The organism is Microbacterium sp. SORGH_AS_0421 (genome assembly GCF_030818635.1).
Lineage (GTDB): Bacteria > Actinomycetota > Actinomycetes > Actinomycetales > Microbacteriaceae > Microbacterium.
Genome location: NZ_JAUTAO010000001.1, coordinates 470,820 through 485,956, shown reverse-complemented (window position 1 = coordinate 485,956; position 15,137 = coordinate 470,820). Strand labels below are relative to the sequence as shown.

Annotated in this window: 16 protein-coding genes; 8 read left to right on the top strand and 8 right to left on the bottom strand. The window is 70.5% G+C overall.

The window, feature by feature from the left end:
• Positions 1-75 precede the first annotated feature (75 nt).
• A complete protein-coding gene (locus QE416_RS02390; protein ID WP_307313152.1) occupies positions 76-1,572 on the top strand; it encodes an L-serine ammonia-lyase, iron-sulfur-dependent, subunit alpha in 1,497 nt (498 codons plus the stop codon).
• A 15-nt stretch (positions 1,573-1,587) separates the two neighbouring features.
• Here the strand turns inward: QE416_RS02390 and QE416_RS02385 are convergent, their stop codons facing one another.
• Positions 1,588-2,019, bottom strand: a complete 432-nt coding sequence (locus tag QE416_RS02385; protein WP_210073036.1) for a MarR family winged helix-turn-helix transcriptional regulator — start codon at positions 2,017-2,019, stop codon at positions 1,588-1,590.
• A gap of 233 nt (positions 2,020-2,252) precedes the next feature.
• The gene (locus QE416_RS02380) at positions 2,253-2,873 is read right to left on the bottom strand and encodes a histidine phosphatase family protein (RefSeq protein ID WP_307313150.1); all 621 of its coding nucleotides are present in this window, start codon (positions 2,871-2,873) and stop codon (positions 2,253-2,255) included.
• Between the two features lie 327 nt (positions 2,874-3,200).
• Between QE416_RS02380 and QE416_RS02375 the strand changes: the two genes are divergently transcribed.
• Complete coding sequence (locus tag QE416_RS02375; RefSeq protein ID WP_307313148.1) at positions 3,201-4,625, top strand: HNH endonuclease signature motif containing protein; 1,425 nt, start codon at positions 3,201-3,203, stop codon at positions 4,623-4,625.
• Here the strand turns inward: QE416_RS02375 and QE416_RS02370 are convergent.
• Complete coding sequence (locus QE416_RS02370; RefSeq protein ID WP_307313146.1) at positions 4,535-5,098, bottom strand: GNAT family N-acetyltransferase; 564 nt, start codon at positions 5,096-5,098, stop codon at positions 4,535-4,537. The two genes, QE416_RS02375 and QE416_RS02370, sit on opposite strands and share 91 nt — an antisense overlap.
• Positions 5,099-5,164: 66 nt before the next feature.
• Here QE416_RS02370 and QE416_RS02365 point away from each other — a divergent pair, with 66 nt between their 5' ends.
• The 3 genes from QE416_RS02365 (at position 5,165) to QE416_RS02355 (ending at position 9,147) form a co-directional block, all read left to right on the top strand.
• Positions 5,165-5,974, top strand: coding sequence for a Cof-type HAD-IIB family hydrolase (locus QE416_RS02365; RefSeq protein WP_307313144.1), 810 nt, complete (start codon positions 5,165-5,167; stop codon positions 5,972-5,974).
• 175 nt (positions 5,975-6,149) lie between these two features.
• On the top strand, positions 6,150-7,601 hold the full coding sequence (locus tag QE416_RS02360; protein WP_267788096.1) for an amino acid permease: 1,452 nt from the start codon (positions 6,150-6,152) through the stop codon (positions 7,599-7,601).
• A 118-nt stretch (positions 7,602-7,719) separates the two neighbouring features.
• A complete protein-coding gene (locus QE416_RS02355) occupies positions 7,720-9,147 on the top strand; it encodes an NAD(P)/FAD-dependent oxidoreductase (RefSeq protein WP_307313141.1) in 1,428 nt (475 codons plus the stop codon).
• On the opposite strand, the gene QE416_RS02350 is transcribed toward QE416_RS02355, so the two are convergent.
• Positions 9,047-9,910 carry a sulfurtransferase gene (locus QE416_RS02350; protein WP_307313139.1) on the bottom strand — a complete coding sequence of 288 codons (864 nt, stop codon included), beginning with the start codon at positions 9,908-9,910 and terminating at the stop codon, positions 9,047-9,049. The genes QE416_RS02355 and QE416_RS02350 overlap by 101 nt on opposite strands.
• A gap of 4 nt (positions 9,911-9,914) precedes the next feature.
• Positions 9,915-10,403 (bottom strand): DUF4188 domain-containing protein, encoded by a 489-nt coding sequence (locus tag QE416_RS02345; protein WP_307313136.1) that lies wholly within the window; start codon positions 10,401-10,403, stop codon positions 9,915-9,917.
• A gap of 95 nt (positions 10,404-10,498) precedes the next feature.
• Here QE416_RS02345 and QE416_RS02340 point away from each other — a divergent pair, with 95 nt between their 5' ends.
• Both QE416_RS02340 and QE416_RS02335 read left to right on the top strand, forming a co-directional pair.
• The gene (locus QE416_RS02340) at positions 10,499-11,113 is read left to right on the top strand and encodes a MerR family transcriptional regulator (protein WP_267788092.1); all 615 of its coding nucleotides are present in this window, start codon (positions 10,499-10,501) and stop codon (positions 11,111-11,113) included.
• A 46-nt stretch (positions 11,114-11,159) separates the two neighbouring features.
• On the top strand, positions 11,160-12,128 hold the full coding sequence (locus tag QE416_RS02335) for a GNAT family N-acetyltransferase (RefSeq protein ID WP_307313132.1): 969 nt from the start codon (positions 11,160-11,162) through the stop codon (positions 12,126-12,128).
• Between the two features lie 125 nt (positions 12,129-12,253).
• Here the strand turns inward: QE416_RS02335 and QE416_RS02330 are convergent, their stop codons facing one another.
• From QE416_RS02330 to QE416_RS02320, 3 genes are all read right to left on the bottom strand, one after another.
• Positions 12,254-12,475 (bottom strand): hypothetical protein, encoded by a 222-nt coding sequence (locus tag QE416_RS02330; RefSeq protein WP_210073057.1) that lies wholly within the window; start codon positions 12,473-12,475, stop codon positions 12,254-12,256.
• A 102-nt stretch (positions 12,476-12,577) separates the two neighbouring features.
• Positions 12,578-13,567: a DNA-3-methyladenine glycosylase gene (locus QE416_RS02325; protein WP_267788089.1), complete on the bottom strand. Its 990-nt coding sequence runs from the start codon at positions 13,565-13,567 to the stop codon at positions 12,578-12,580.
• Positions 13,568-13,627: 60 nt separating this feature from the next.
• The gene (locus QE416_RS02320) at positions 13,628-14,347 is read right to left on the bottom strand and encodes a winged helix-turn-helix domain-containing protein (RefSeq protein WP_267788087.1); all 720 of its coding nucleotides are present in this window, start codon (positions 14,345-14,347) and stop codon (positions 13,628-13,630) included.
• A gap of 436 nt (positions 14,348-14,783) precedes the next feature.
• Here QE416_RS02320 and QE416_RS02315 point away from each other — a divergent pair, with 436 nt between their 5' ends.
• A complete protein-coding gene (locus QE416_RS02315; RefSeq protein ID WP_116239305.1) occupies positions 14,784-15,083 on the top strand; it encodes a GNAT family N-acetyltransferase in 300 nt (99 codons plus the stop codon).
• Positions 15,084-15,137 lie beyond the last annotated feature (54 nt).

Below are 15,137 nucleotides of genomic sequence, written 5' to 3'. Positions count from 1 at the left end.
GAACGGCGTGCATCCCGGGCGTGGCGCAGCGGTGACGAGCAGGTGTCGCGACGGGGCGCGACGTACGCTGGCCGCATGAGCGCATACACCTCCGCGTTCGAGCTGTTCTCCATCGGGATCGGACCCTCGAGCTCCCACACCGTCGGCCCCATGAAGGCCGCCCTCCATTTCGTCGCGAGACTCGAGGATGCCGGCGTCCTCGAGCGGGTGGCATCCGTCTCGTGCGCGCTGTACGGCTCGCTCGGAGCGACCGGCATCGGCCACGGCACCCCCGACGCGGTCGTCGCGGGCCTGCAGGGGCTGGACCCCGAGACCGTCGATCCGGATGCCGTCCGGCGGGCGTGGTCGGACTGGCCCGAGGGGCAGAGCCTGGCGCTCGCGGGCCGGCACGAGATCCCGTTCGGCAAGACCGACATCGCCCTCGAGCCGCGCACCCGACTGCCCGGCCACCCGAACGCGATGACGCTCGTCGCGCGAGACGGGGACGGCGCCGTCGTCTCGGAGGACACGTTCTACTCGATCGGCGGCGGCTTCATCCGTCGCGAGGGCGAGCCCGCGCGCGTGGCCGCGACACCGGTGCCGCTCGACTTCGACGACGCGGCGACCCTCATCGAACTGTGCGACGAGCGCGGCATCACGATCGCCGAGGCGGCACGCCTGAACGAAGCCGCGCTCCGCTCCGACGAGGAGATCGCGGCTGGGTTGGATCGCATCTGGGATGCCATGGCGGCGTGCGTGAACGCCGGGCTCGAGAACGATGGTGTGCTGCCCGGCATCCTGAAGGTGAAGAGGCGAGCCGCGGTCATCCGGGGCCAGCTTGATGCCATCGAGGCCGAGGGGCACCGAGAGCTTCCGGGGGAGTGGCTGGGCGCTTTCGCGCTCGCGGTCAACGAGGAGAACGCGGCCGGTGGGCGCGTCGTCACGGCCCCCACCAACGGTGCCGCGGGGATTCTGCCCGCGGTGGCGATGTACTGGTGGCGGTTCTTGGCCGACTCGGGTCTCGGTGCCGGCAACGCGGTCACGCCCTACGGCGAGCTCGTGGGCAGTGCGCTGCTCGGCTACGACGGGCACGCGGTGACGCGCGGGGAGGTGGCGGAGTGGGACGACGGCGACGTGGCGGAGGCCAATCGTCGGCGCGGCATCCGTCGGTTCCTGCTCACCGCGACGGCGCTGGGTTCGCTTTTCAAGGCGAACGCCTCGATCTCGGGCGCCGAAGGCGGGTGTCAGGCCGAGGTCGGCTCAGCCTGCGCGATGGCCGCGGGGGGCCTCACCGCGGTGATGGGCGGGACGAACCGGCAGATCGAGAACGCCGCCGAGATCGCGATGGAGCATCACCTCGGGCTCACGTGCGACCCGGTGGGCGGTCTCGTGCAGATCCCCTGCATCGAGCGCAACGCGATCGCGGCGTCCACGGCTGTGACGGCGGCGCGGCTCGCCCTGCGCGGTGACGGGTCGCATTACGTGTCGTTGGACGCCGTCGTGGAGACGATGCGTCAGACCGGCATCGACATGTCGACGAAGTACAAGGAGACCAGCGAGGGCGGCCTGGCGGTGAACGTCATCGAGTGCTGAGGCGCCGGCTCGGGGTCAGTCTCGCCCGCGCAGCTTCGCGGTGAGGGTGTGCAGCTGAGCGAGCTCGTCGTTGTCGAGGCGGGCCATGCGCTCGGCGATCGAGCGACCGTGCGCCGCGGCGAGGCGGCGGAAGGCGACGGCCCCGTCCTCGGTGGCGGTGACCAGGGATCCGCGGCCGTCCTCGGGATCGGCGCACTTGGTCAGCAGACCCCGTGACACCATGCGCTCGACCAGTCGCGAGACGCTGGGCTGGCTGATGAGCATGTTGCCGGTCACGTCGCGCAAACGCGCCGTCATGCGGGGCGCCCGCGTGACGGTGAGGAGCACGTCGTACTCGGCCTGGGTCAGTTCGGTGCTGTCGAAATCCGACCGGATGTCCTCGAAGACTTCGTGCTGAGCGCGAAAGAGGCTCTCCCAGGCCTGCACGGCGAGACGGCGATCGGTCATACGTTCAGCGTAGGGCCGTCGGCGACCCGTTCGCCGCGCGTGCCGAGCAAGAGTAAGGGCCGGTCGGAGAGGCTTCCGACCGGCCCTTGTCCCTGCACCAAGAGTGTCCTGCAATCACATGTCGGTAGCTGCCACAGCAAAACAACTACCGTGCATGCACTCTATAACGGTGAGGTAACGGAGGGGAAGGGGCTGTCGTTATATTTTCGTGATCACTTTCGAGCGGTCCGACCTCAGCGGCCGCGCACGTGATTCCACTGCGTGATGACCTCGGAGCCGTGCTCGAAGCCGAGCTCGCTGACGGCGGAGGTTCCCAGCACGAAGTACCGGCCGCCCGCGGCCGTCAGACCCAGCCACGTGCCGGCGAGGGCGCGGAGGAAGTGCGCGTGCGAGAACACCAGCACCTGTTCTCCCGCGCGCACGCGCGGTCGCAGGTCGTCGAGGAGGGACTCGGCGCGAGCCGTGACCTGTTCCACCGTCTCGCCCGGGGTGGCGCCGGCGGGGGCGCCCGCCTGCCAGATCGTCCACGGGCGGCCCAGCTGCTCGATGATCTCCGGCGTGGTCAGTCCCTCGAACGCGCCGTAATCCCACTCGACGAGGCGCGGCTCCGGCTGCGCGTCGGGGTAGCCCGCACGACGGGCGGTCTCGACGGCGCGCTGCAGGGGGCTCGTGAGCACGAGGTCGTAACGGCGGGTCGCCAGGAGGGTGCCCGCCAGCTCGGCCTTGTAGGCGCCCGTCTCGGTGAGGGGGATGTCGGTGAGGCCGGTGTGCTTGCCGGTGCGGCTCCACTCGGTCTCGCCGTGGCGGACGAGCACGAGGCGCCCGTCGGGTTCGGTCAGATCGTCGTCCTTCACGTCTTCATCCTGCCTCGTGAGCGCCCGCGCGGGGCATCCGCGGGCGCGGAACGGACGAAGGGCCGGTCGGGAGATTCCCGACCGGCCCTTTCCTGCACCAGAGTGTCCTGCAATCACATGTCGGTAGTCGCCACAGCAAAACAACTACCGTGCGAGCACTCTATAACGGTGAGGTAACGGGGTGGAAGGGGTTCGTCGGCGTTCATTTCTCTTTCATAGGTCGCGCTCGTAGCGGCCCCTTCTCCCCAGCTGCGGCGTCTCGCAATTCCTCCCCGCAAGGCCTCTTCCGGCCCTGAGGATGTCGGAGGTGCTCGCTAGCATGCACACATGCACTCGCCGACGCCCGATCCCGCCGAATCCGCGGGTTCGAGCGTGCGCGAGGCACTCGTGGCCGAGGCCCTCGCTGCCGATGCCGCCCTCGCCGCGGCCGAGGCTCGACGCACGCGGGCATATGCCGCTCTCGGTCAATACGGTCTGACGCGCGCCGCCGAGCAGAGGGCGTCGGTGCGGGCGTCCGACATGGCGATGAGAGAGATCGCGTCGGAGGTGGCCGCGATGAAGCACCTCTCCGACCGGACGGTGCAGACGCACATCGGTCGCGCGCTGCAGCTCGTCGACGACTACCCGACGGTCGTCGACGCCTGGGAGGCGGGTGCGCTCACCCGAGCCCATGTGCGGATCGTGACGGATGCCGGAGCCGCCCTCCCCGAAGATCGTGTGCCGGAGTTCGACGCGCTCGCCGCGAGGCTCGCCGCCGAGCTCAGCCCCGGGCGGTTGCGCTCGCGGTTGGCCGCGCTCGCCGAGAAGCTCAACCCGACGACGCTGACCGAGCGGCACCAGCGGGGCCGCGAGACAAGGTGCGTCCGCGTGGTGCCGGGTGTGGACGGCATGTCCGACCTCATCGCGACCCTTCCTACCGTGCTCGCGGTGGGGATCTACGACCGGCTGACGCTGCAGAGTCGCGCTCTGATCGACGCGCGAGAAAGCGGCGGGCTGCGGGGTATGAGCGGCGCGGCGGCGGCCGGGCTGCCCGTCGGGTCGGCCGCAGATGCGACCGCCGTGCCGTCCTCCGGGCCCGCCGCCGCGGCATCCGCTCTCGACGAACGCACGACCGATCAGCTGCGCGCCGACATCCTGGCCGATCTGCTCCTCGCCGCCGCTCCGGTTGCCGACCCCACGCGCTCCGGGGACGGCCCCGGTGTACTCGGCGCGATCCGCGCCCGCGTGCAGGTCGTCGTGCCGGCCCTGTCGATGCTGCGGCCCGAAGAGGAAAACCTCGACCCCGCGGAACTCGTCGGTCACGGTCCCATCGATGCCGAGACCGCCCGCAGCCTCGCCGCATCCACGACCGTTCCGTGGGACCGTGTCATCACCCACCCGATCTCGGGATGCGTGCTCTTCACCGACACGTACCAGCGGTCTTCGGCAATCGACCGCCACCTCCGCGCCCGCGACCGGCGCTGCCGGTGGCCCGGTTGCGCCGTTCCCGCCGTGCGGTGCGAGGTCGATCACACCATCGATTGGGCGTCGGGGGGAACCACTCGCGTCGACAACCTCGCCCACCTCTGCCAACGGCATCACTCGCAGAAGCAATTCACCCGCTGGAAGGTGACGCAGAGAGCGGGCGGCATCCTGGAATGGACCTCTCCGTCCGGTCGTGTCTACGCGGACGAACCGCTGCCGTACGCGCCCGCCGTGCGATTTCTGCCCGACGATCCCTCGCCGCCCGACGACGAGCCAGCTCCGTTGTGAGAAGTGCCGTCGAACTCGCCCAGGGCCAGCGGGCGCGACCAGGCCATCTCGCGCTCGAGCTGGCCCGTGCTCCGGAACAAGCGCACCTGATGGGTGTCAGCCAGCACCGCGGCCAGGTCGTCCGGATCGGCGGGGTGAAATCCCACGCCCTGCCAGAAGGGCCCCGAACGACGGCTGAACAACCATGCGCGCGAAGCCCCCTCCTCGGCGGCCCGCGCGAGAGCGAAGCGTGCCAGGCCGGTGCCGCGCCCCCGAGAACGCCCTTCCGGGATGACCGCCACGCTGCGGATGAGGGCGTGACGGCCGTCGCCGCTCAGCTCGTACCCGGTGCTGCCGACCACGGCGCCGGCGGGGTCGCGCTCGACCCACAGGCGGACGCCCGCCGCATCGAGACCGCTCAGGGTGAGATCGACGCCCCCGAGGAAGTGCGTCAACGCTCCGACGTCATCCGGTCGGCACCGTTCGAGGCTCATTCTCCGAGTCAATCAGCCCTCCCGCCGAGCGCGAACCGCGCGCCGCCCGCCTGGGAGGATGGGACCGTGACCCACGACATCCGCCTCATCGCCGTCGACATGGACGGCACCCTGCTCGATGGCGAGGGGAACGTCCCTGCGCCCCTGTGGGAGCTCCTGCCGCGGCTGGCGGAGCGCGGCGTCGCCTTCGTTCCCGCCTCGGGGCGGCAGCTCGCCACACTGCAGCGCTCGTTCGGCGACGCGGCCGGCGAGATGACGTTCATCGCCGAGAACGGTGCCTACGTCGTGAGCAAGGGCGTCGAGGTGTCATCCGACACCATCGATCGCGAGATCGTCGAGCGCGTCATCCGGCACCTTCGCGACCTCGTTCAGCGGGGGTTCGATCTGGGCGTCGTGCTGTGCGGAAAGCGTTCGGCGTACATCGAGCGCAGAGACGATGCCTTCCGTGCCGAGGCCGACACGTACTACGCGGCTCTCGAAGCCGTCGATGACGTGCTCGCGGTCGACGACGACGTTCTGAAGATCGCGATCTACGATTTCGCCGTCGCCGAGCACAGCGTCGCGCCCGCCCTCGAAGAGGTCGCCCGCACGCACCGGGTCGTGGTGTCGGGGCGCCACTGGGTCGACATCATGAACCTCGACGTCGACAAGGGTGCGGCCCTGCGCCGCCTGCAGCACGCGCTCGACGTGACGCCGGCACAGACGGCCGCGTTCGGCGACTACCTGAACGACCTTGAGATGCTGGATGCCGCGGACTGGTCGTACGCGATGCGCGAGGCCCACCCCGAGGTCGTCGCCCGCGCCCGCTACCGCGCTCCCTCGAACCTCGACCACGGCGTGCTCACCACGATCGACGAGCTGTTCCCCGACGCCTGAGCGCTCGGGCACCCGGCGCCTTCCGCGCCGTCGCGAGGTCGGGGAGGGTCTCGGCGGGGTCTTCGAGCTCCACCGGCGGGCGGAGGTGCCCGATGAGCGTCGCCAGCGGTCATGAACTACTCTGACCTGCGGTCGCCCGAAACACGCGGGCTCGACGACGAATGCGAGAAGCCCCATGAACCGACCCTCGGGTCCCTCCGTCGAGACCGCCGGGTCGTCCGAGCCGCGGCAGCTCCGCCGGGCGATGAGCGCTCGGCACCTCGTCATGATCGCTCTCGGCGGTGTCATCGGGTCGGGGCTGTTCCTCAGCTCGGGATACACGATCGCGCAGGCGGGTCCGCTGGGCGCCGTGCTCGCGTACCTGCTCGGCGCGTTCGTCGTGTGGCTGGTCATGGTGTGCCTGGGTGAGCTCGCGGTGACCTATCCCGTCTCGGGCTCGATCCACATCTACGCGGCCCGCACCATGGGACCCGCGACCGGCTTCGCCACGGCATGGCTGTACTGGTTGTGCTGGGTGGTCGCTCTCGGCTCGGAGTTCACGGCATCCGGGATCCTCATGCAGCGATGGTTCCCGAACGTCGACGTGTGGGTGTGGTGCGTCGTCTTCGCCGCCATCCTGTTCACCCTCAACGCGATCTCGGCCCGCGTGTTCGGCGAGACGGAGTTCTGGTTCGCCCTCGTCAAGGTGCTCGCGATCGTGGCGCTCATCGTCCTCGGCGGCATGGCGATCTTCGGCTTCACCCCGCTGTCGTCCGAGCCGCACGAGGCGGTGCTGTTGAGCAACTTCGTCACGCCCGAGGGGCTGCTGCCCGCCGGTCTCGGCGGGGTGCTCATCACCTCGCTCGCGGTGTTCTACGCCTTCAGCGGCGCCGAGATCGTCGGAGTCGCGGCGGGGGAGACCAAGGATCCGGCCCGCAACATCCCCCGAGCCCTGCGTTCGACCGTGCTGCGCTTGCTCGTGCTGTTCGTCGGCTCGATCGTCGTCATCGCCGCGCTCCTCCCGTACGACAAGGCGGGAGTGAGCGAGAGCCCGTTCGTCGAGGTCTTCGACATCGTGGGCGTGCCCTACGCCGCCGACATCATGAACTTCGTCGTCATCACCGCCCTGCTCTCGGTCGGCAACAGCGGGCTGTACTCGTGCGCGCGCATGCTGTTCTCGCTCGCCGAGGAGGGGTACGCGCCGCGCGCCTTCACGAAGCTCACGCGCCGTGGCATCCCGATGGTGGCGCTGCTGGTCAGCCTCGCGATCGGACTGGTGTCGCTCGTGACGAGCGTCGTCGCCGCCGAGACGGTGTACATCGTGCTCGTCTCGATCGCCGGCTTCGCGGCGGTGGCGGTGTGGATGGCGATCGTCGCCGCGCAATTCTTCCACCGGCGCCAGTTCCTGCGCGAGGGCGGCGACCTGTCGACCCTCGCCTATCGCACGCCGATGTACCCGCTGGTGCCGATCCTCGCGTTCGTGCTGCTCACCGCGTCGATCGTGGCGATCGCATTCGACCCGAACCAGGTCGCGGCGCTGTACTTCGGCATCCCGTTCGTGGGCCTGTGCTACCTGTTCTTCTGGCTGCGGTACGGACGTAAGGGCCTCACCCCCACGCGCCGCGACGAAGAGGCGCCCCTCGCCTGAGTCGAGACGGGCTGTACGCGGCGTCTAGTCCGCCCACTCCCGAGCGCCGGAATGGCGGATGCCGGGACCCCGCCGCCCGCAGTAGCGTCGCCGCAACACCGAGCACGCGGGAGGGCCCATGGAAACCGTCGATACCGTCGTGGTCGGGGCGGGGGTGTCGGGGCTCGCCGCCGCTCGCCTGATCGCGCGGGGTGGACGCCGGGTCGTCGTGCTCGAGGCCCGCGACCGCGTGGGCGGACGCGTCTTCACCGACCGCTCCGGCGGGCACGTCACCGACCGCGGCGCCTCGTGGATCCACGGCATCGTCGACAGCCCGGTCGCCGAGGCCGCCCGAGCCTTCGGCATGCCGATGGTCGAGTTCACCGTCGGCGGGTACCAGCCCGATTCCCGGCCCCTCGCCTACTTCGACGCCCGCGGAAAGCGACTCGGCTCCGACGCGGTGCGGCAGTACGCCGCCGATATCCGCGCGCTCAACGCGACGCTGACCGAGGTCATCGGCCGGGCGGAGCCCGAGGCGACCTATGCCGAGGCGGTCGAGCGGGCTCTCGCCGCGCAGGACTGGGCGGACGAACGCAAAGAACGCGTGCGCGAGTACAACGACCGCCGGGCCCAGGAGCAGTACGGCGTCGGCATGAGCGAGCTCGGTGCGCACGGCCTCGACGACGACACCGTCAACGGCGACGAAGTGGTGTTTCCCCGCGGCTACGACGAACTCGCGACCCATCTCGCCGCGGGCCTCGACGTACGCCTCGAGCACGTAGTCTCGCGCGTCCAGCGTTCGAGCGCCGGCGTCGTGGTCGAGACGGATCGCGGAGCCTTCTCGGCGCGCGAGGTGGTCGTGACGGTCCCGGTCGGAGTCCTGCACGCGGGCGATCTGTCGATCGAGCCCCCTCTCCCCGGAGCGCATCGGCGAGCCCTCGGGCTGCTTCGCATGAACGCGTTCGAGAAGATCGTCCTGCGTTTCGCCGAGCGGTTCTGGGACGCCGGGGTCTACGGCATCCGTCAGCTCGGCGACGAGGGGGAGTGGTGGCACTCCTGGTACGACCTCGGTCGACTCCACGACGAGCCCGCTCTGCTGACCTTCGCGGCCGGTCCCGCCGCGGTCGCCACGCGCACCTGGACCGATGACGAGATCGTCGCCTCGACGATGGTCCAGTTGCGCCGGCTCTACGGCGATGCCGTTCCCGAGCCCGAGAGCGCGGTCGTCACGCGCTGGCAGGACGACCCCTTCTCACGCGGGTCGTATGCGTTCATGCTCCCCGGTTCCGTCGGAGCCGACCACGACGATCTCGCCGAGCCCATCGACGGCGTCCTGCACCTCGCCGGGGAGGCGACCTGGGGTGACGACCCCGCGACGGTCCCCGGCGCGCTGCTCTCGGGGCACCGGGCGGCGCAGAACGTGCTCGGTGCCGAGATCCCCGTCAGCGACCTCTGGGCCGAGGCCGTCAGCGCGGGTCGGGTCCCGTCGCGACCGGGAGCTCGGGGTGGTTCGACCACTGGCTCCACGAGCCCGGGAACAGCCGCGGTTCGAAGCCCGCGAGGCTGAGCGCGACGGCCTGGTGCGCCGCGGTCACCCCCGAGCCGCAGTAAACGCCGACGCTCGCGCCCTCCCGGGCACCGAGCATGCGGAATCGCGACCGCAGGTCGTCGGGCGAGCGGAACCGTCCGTCGTCGCTCACGTTCTCTATGGTCGGCGCGCTCACCGCTCCCGGAACGTGTCCTGCCCGAGGATCGATCGGCTCGGTCTCCCCGCGGTACCGCTCGCCGGCTCGCGCGTCGAGAAGGAGTCCGTCGACCGCGAATCCGGCGACGTCCTCGAGTGCGAGCGACGGCAGAGCCCCGTAGGAGAGCTCGACGGATCCGGGCGCGGGGTCTTCGGCATCCCCTTCCTCCAACCGATGGCCCGCATCGGTCCACGCGCGCAGGGCGCCGTCGAGCAGACGCACGTCGGCGAACCCGGCGTAGCGCAGGAGCCACCAGGCCCGGGCGCTCGCCATGTTCTTCGCGTCGTCGTAGACCACGACGGTGTCGCCGGGATCGATTCCCCAGCGGCGGGCCGTCGCCTGCAGGTCGTCGATGGAGGGGAGCGGATGCCGCCCCTCGGTGACGGGAGCGTCATGGTCGGCGAGGTCGTGATTGAGGGCGACGTACAGCGCCCCGGGGATGTGGCCCGAGCGGTAGTCCGGGCGCCCGTCGGGGCGGTCGAGGCGCCACCGCACGTCGAGCAGGCGGACGGGTCCACCGTCGTCGTAGCGGCCGGTGGCCAGGGCGTCGTGCAACTCTTCGGCGGTGGTGAGGATCGCGGCCATGCGTTCAGTCTGCCGTCTCGCCGTCCGCGGCGCCGCTCCGGGTTCGTCCGTCGGCGACTCGGGCCTGCGCCCGGTCGTGACGCGAGGCCACGGGGACGATCGTCGTCGCCTTCGGAAGGCCCATGGGCGGGGTGGCGACGTAGATGGTCTCGGCGCGTTCGACGACGTGCGTCTCGTGCCAGATGCCGACGGCGCCGGGCGCCGAGCGGGCGCGCTTGTTGAAGCGCGTCCACGCCGGCCGGTGCTCCTGCGACGGCGCCGACGCGTAGGCATAGAGCTTGTCGAGCGACGACCAGTACTGCACGAGGTAGGGCCCGCGAGAGCCGAGCAGCATCGTGAACCCGAGCAGCCCCGACTCGGGGTCGGTGGCCAGCTCGGTCAGCATCTTGGGCATGTCGCTCATCAGCGGCATCCACTGGTCCGGTCTCCACCACTTGTTGATGGTCATGCCGATGTGGAAGACGACGAGCTCGTCGTCCCACTGATGGGTCATTCGGCCGGGATGAATAGCTGGCATGGCTCGTCCTCACTCGATAGTGTCACTATCCAGTGTTGGATAAAGTGACTATCCAGTCAAGAGGGGGGTGCATGCGGATCTCGGAACTGGCGGAACGCAGCGGAGTGCCCGTCGCCACGATCAAGTACTACCTCCGCGAGAAGGTCCTGCCCGAGGGGGAACGGTCGTCGCCGACGCAGGCGTCGTACGGCGAGGCGCACCTCCGGCGTCTCGGGGTCATCCGCGCCCTGGTCGATGCAGGAGTCGGCATCGCGGGGGTGCGCAGGGTCGTCGCCGTTCTCGAAGACCCGCCCGAGAACCCCTACGACCTGCTCGGCGCCGCCAACGCCGCAGTCACGCCGGCCTTTCCGGAGGGCATGGACCTGCGCGAGGCGAACGCGCTGCTGACGCGGATGGGGGGATCGCCGCAAGCGTGTTTCCCCGACCAGGTCGCGGCCGTCGCCCACGCGCTCTCCGCTCTCGAGCGAGCGGGCTTCACGGTGCCGCCGTCCGTCATGGATGCCTACCTCGAGCACTTGTCTGCCCTCGCCGAGGCCGAATTGGCTGCAACTCCCGACACCTCGCTCGAGGATGCCGTGCGTTATGTCGTGCTGGGAACGGCGCTCGTCGAGCCACTCATCCTCGCCCTGCGGCGCGCGGCCGAGCAGATCGCGGCCTCGCGACGCTTCGGGGCGCCAGGGGACTAGGCGCGGGCCGGGATCGAGCGCCGCGCCGGCGTTGTACGGTCGAGGGATGCCCGTCACCGTGCACCGTTCGCCCGTCGCCGACATGGCCCCGCTCACGCTCTACCGCATCCTGTGGATGCGTGTGGCTGTCTTCGTCGTCGAGCAGGAGGCCGCGTACCCCGAGATCGACGGGCGCGACATCGAGCCCGGTGCGGAACTGTTCTGGGCGGCGGACGGCGACGACGTCCTCGCCACGCTCCGCGTGCTCCGCGAGCCCGCCAATACACGCATCGGACGCGTCGCCACCGCTCCCAAAGCTCGAGGCCGCGGCATCGCCGCCGACCTCATGCGCGCGGCGATCGAACTCCTGGATGCCGAGGCCCCCGGCATCCCGATCCTGCTCGATGCCCAGGCCCACCTCGCATCCTGGTACGGGAGGTTCGGTTTCGTCGTCTCGGGAGCGCCCTTCGCCGAGGACGGGATCCCGCACGTGCCCATGCGGCGCACGCACCTCGCCACCGAGCGCCTGGTCCTGCGGGAGTGGACGCGCTCCGACGACGATCGAGCCTTCCTCTTCGACATGTACCGCCGGCCCGAGGTGCGGCAGTACCTCGGCAACGGTCGGGTCATGGCGGATCCGGTCGAGGTCGATGGCCTGCTCGACCGCTGGCAAGGGCTCGGCGAGGGGATCCTCGGCGTGCGGGCCGTCGAGACCGCCGGCGGTGAGCGGGTGGGCTCGGTGCTGCTGAAGCGCATTCCGTGGTCGAAGACCGTCGCGGGCGGTCGCGACGAGGAGATCGAGATCGGCTGGCACCTCCATCCCGATGCGTGGCGACACGGGTACGCGACCGAGTCGGCAGGCGCGGTGCTCTCCCTGGCTCATCGGCACGGGATCGATCGGGTCATCGCGGTGACCAACCCGGCGAACACCGCCTCCGGCGGCGTGGCCGAGCGCATCGGCATGGGCGCCGAGGGCGTGACGCGGGACTACTACGACGCGACGTGCAAGCTCTACGTCTCGGACGGGCGCGTGTAGGGTCGTCCTCCCGCCGGTCGAGAAGCAGGCCTCGAGTGGCCCGAAGACCTCGCCGACGCTCGACGACGTCTTCGGGACTCCCCATCGAGGACCGTGTCCGCCGGCGGTGTCCTATCGGTAAGACCTCAGAGCTGGATGCCGTTGTCTTCGTCGTTCACGCCGACATTGCGGCCGCGACTCGATTCGTAGGCGATCAGCCACCCGACCGACACCGCGGCGGCGATGACGATGCCGAGCCAGACGTTCTGCCAGACCAGGCCGAACAGCACGCCCAGACCGAGCAGCAGCAGACTCCCGAGCACCCAATAGGTGCGTCCGCGCGGCCAGCCCGTTCCTGTCTGCATCATGCGCCCCAGCCTAGGGGAGGGCTTCGTCGCCCTCTCCGACGGCGACCATCCAGGCGGTCCCGAAGCGATCGACCAGAGTCACCGGCGCGGTGGACGGCGACCTCAACGGTCGCGGTGGTCTTCGGGATGAAGGCGCGGGCCGCGGCGCGGCTCGAGCGCCGAGCCGGCGTAGATGAGACGGATGACGCGCTGACGGTGCCCCGCAAAGGGTTCGAGCAACTCGAGCATGCCGTCGTCGTCGGTGCGGTGCCCCGTGAGGGCGAAACCCACCTGGTGCGCGAGATGGTAGTCGCCGACGCTCACGGCATCCGGATCGCCGAAAGCGCGGATCCGCGTCTCGGCACTCGTCCAGATGCCCACCCCGCGCAGGCTGATGAAGACGCGGTCGCGGGCCTCGCCGTCGGAGGCCGCGCTCGCCGCGCGCACGATCGAGGCGCCCCGACGCGACGTCTCGACGATGGTGCGGGACTGCGGCGGCTCTAGACCGGCGCGATGCCACGCCCACGAGGGGACGAGTCGCCAGCCGTCGATGTCGGGCGGGGCGAACATGGGGCGCGGGGTCGGCCCGGGGGCGCGCTCGCCGTACCAGGTGACGATGCTCCGCCAGGCGGAGAAGGCCTGCAGGCTCGTGACCTTCTGCTCCATGATCGCGCTGACGAGCGCGTCGAAGACGAGGTCGGTCCGGCCGATGCGCAGATCGGGGTGCCGGCGATGCCACTCGGAGACGGACGGATGCCGCGACGCGTCGAACCCGTCGGGATCGTCGTCGCGGCCGCACAGGGCGGGCAGCTGGTCGAGGGCCCACTCGGATCCCGCTCCCCACGCGGCGGCGCGAACGGTGCCGTTCGCCGTCTGTCGCAGGGCGACGGTCGCGACTCCCATCGGGGTGCGGCTGGCCCTCCAGACGATGCCTCCTGCCGAGAGGGGAAGCGATGCGGCGAAGGTGGGGTCGTTTCGTCCGTGACGCTGTGCGAGGACGGCGCGGCCCACATCCGTGGGTACTGCCGGCCGGTACTCCGACTCGATCGGCTTCTCGACCGGGCCGCCGAGCTCGCGCGACGCGTGCCGCGTGCGCACCCCGGTCGATCTCATGCCGTCACCCTACGTCGCCCCACCGACATCGCGGCTCCGGGCGACCGGTCGAGCCGTCGCTCAGAAGCGGTCGGGCGAAGGCGTTCCGTGGCCGTAGCGGATCGACACGTCGGCGTGACGGTCGAAGCGGTACCCGACGCCGCGCACGGTGCGCACGATGTCCTCGTACACGCCGAGCTTGGCGCGCAGACGCCGCACGTGCACGTCGATGGTGCGCTCGCCCGGGGCGTCGTCGTCGGTCGAGCCCTCCCACAGCGAGGCCACGAGCTCGGTGCGCTCGATCGTGCGGCCCTCGCGGAGCACGAGGTACTGCAGCAGCTCGAACTCCTTGAACGTGAAGGCGGCAGACTCGCCGTCGATGAGCACGCGCTTGCGCGAGATGTCGACCACGACGCCGCCGGGCGCGCGATCCTCCTCGGCGGGCTCGTCCTTCGTGCGGGCGACAGCGGACGGCTCGTGCAGCGCGAGGCGCACGACGTCGACATCGCGGCCGCCCGAGCCGACGGGGGCGAGGGCGACCGTGGCGTAGGTCTCGGCGGCGGGGGCCAGCTCGCCGAGAGTGCGACGCAGGGCCTCGACGAGGGTTCCGAGGCTGACGCCCGCGGCGGCGGCCTTCGCCTCGTCGATGCCGACGTACAGAGCGAATCCGCGCGGGGCGGTCGTCGCGGGAGCGGCGGGGCGCGGGGCGGGTGCTGCCGGGCTGGCCGCGGCCGGGGTTGCGGCGCGGGCGGCGAGGGGGCGGATGGCGGCGGGGCGGTCGAGAACAGCGGAGATCGACATGAGGAGAAAGTCCTTGAGAGTGTGAACCCGGGCGTCAGACACAGCGGGGTTCGACGGGAGGTAGAGGCCGAGGGGCCGGAGCGCGGTGACCGGAGTGCGCGTGATCGACGCGGACGTCAGGAGACCGGGGGATGACGTCGGTGTTCAGAAACCGAGGTGATCCGGGCGAGGGTCGCTGTTAGCGGCACATTCGACAACACATCGCAACGCGGCCGGGCATCATCATGCCGGCAGTCCTGTTCGCCTCCCGGGCGGACAGAGAACGCGCGTTGAGAGTCATGGGGGGATTATGACGCAGGACGTCGGACTTCGTCAAATCGCACGAGGTGCTCGAGTGTGGAGCATCCTGCTCAGATCGGATGGCTTCCAGAGGCCTCGGACCGTGCAATCTGCGCTAACGGAGCCAGGGGGTCGTCATCGGCGTAGCCTCTCGACCATGGCCGATCTGCTTTTCGCCGACGACAAGACCGCGTCCCGCTACACCCTGCACAACGGGGACGACCTCGTCTCCGTGCTCGACTACCGCGACGACGGACGCACCGTCGCTCTCACGCGCGCGTTCACCATCCCCACCTTCCGCGGCCACGGGTACGCGGCCGTGATCACGGAGCGGGCGGTCGATGCGATCGAGGCGGCGGGCGACCGTGAGATCCTGCCCGTCTGCTGGTACGTGGGGGAGTGGTTCGAGTCGCACCCCGAGCGCGCGGGCCTGCTGCACCAGCGCCCCGCGGGCTGAATCCGGCGCCTACGCAGCCCGTGCGCGGTCGTCAACCCCTGCCCGGTCGGATGC

Excerpts from the sequence above, each read along its gene's own strand:
- QE416_RS02355 (WP_307313141.1), top strand. The coding sequence starts at position 7,720 with ATGGAAACCGTCGATACCGTCGTGGTCGGGGCGGGGGTGTCGGGGCTC.
- QE416_RS02325 (WP_267788089.1), bottom strand. The coding sequence starts at position 13,567 with ATGAGATCGACCGGGGTGCGCACGCGGCACGCGTCGCGCGAGCTCGGC.
- QE416_RS02370 (WP_307313146.1), bottom strand. The coding sequence starts at position 5,098 with ATGAGCCTCGAACGGTGCCGACCGGATGACGTCGGAGCGTTGACGCAC.
- QE416_RS02315 (WP_116239305.1), top strand. The coding sequence starts at position 14,784 with ATGGCCGATCTGCTTTTCGCCGACGACAAGACCGCGTCCCGCTACACC.
- QE416_RS02375 (WP_307313148.1), top strand. The coding sequence starts at position 3,201 with ATGCACTCGCCGACGCCCGATCCCGCCGAATCCGCGGGTTCGAGCGTG.
- QE416_RS02390 (WP_307313152.1), top strand. The coding sequence starts at position 76 with ATGAGCGCATACACCTCCGCGTTCGAGCTGTTCTCCATCGGGATCGGA.
- QE416_RS02350 (WP_307313139.1), bottom strand. The coding sequence starts at position 9,910 with ATGGCCGCGATCCTCACCACCGCCGAAGAGTTGCACGACGCCCTGGCC.
- QE416_RS02335 (WP_307313132.1), top strand. The coding sequence starts at position 11,160 with ATGCCCGTCACCGTGCACCGTTCGCCCGTCGCCGACATGGCCCCGCTC.
- QE416_RS02385 (WP_210073036.1), bottom strand. The coding sequence starts at position 2,019 with ATGACCGATCGCCGTCTCGCCGTGCAGGCCTGGGAGAGCCTCTTTCGC.
- QE416_RS02360 (WP_267788096.1), top strand. The coding sequence starts at position 6,150 with ATGAACCGACCCTCGGGTCCCTCCGTCGAGACCGCCGGGTCGTCCGAG.
- QE416_RS02330 (WP_210073057.1), bottom strand. The coding sequence starts at position 12,475 with ATGATGCAGACAGGAACGGGCTGGCCGCGCGGACGCACCTATTGGGTG.
- QE416_RS02320 (WP_267788087.1), bottom strand. The coding sequence starts at position 14,347 with ATGTCGATCTCCGCTGTTCTCGACCGCCCCGCCGCCATCCGCCCCCTC.
- QE416_RS02340 (WP_267788092.1), top strand. The coding sequence starts at position 10,499 with ATGCGGATCTCGGAACTGGCGGAACGCAGCGGAGTGCCCGTCGCCACG.
- QE416_RS02345 (WP_307313136.1), bottom strand. The coding sequence starts at position 10,403 with ATGACCCATCAGTGGGACGACGAGCTCGTCGTCTTCCACATCGGCATG.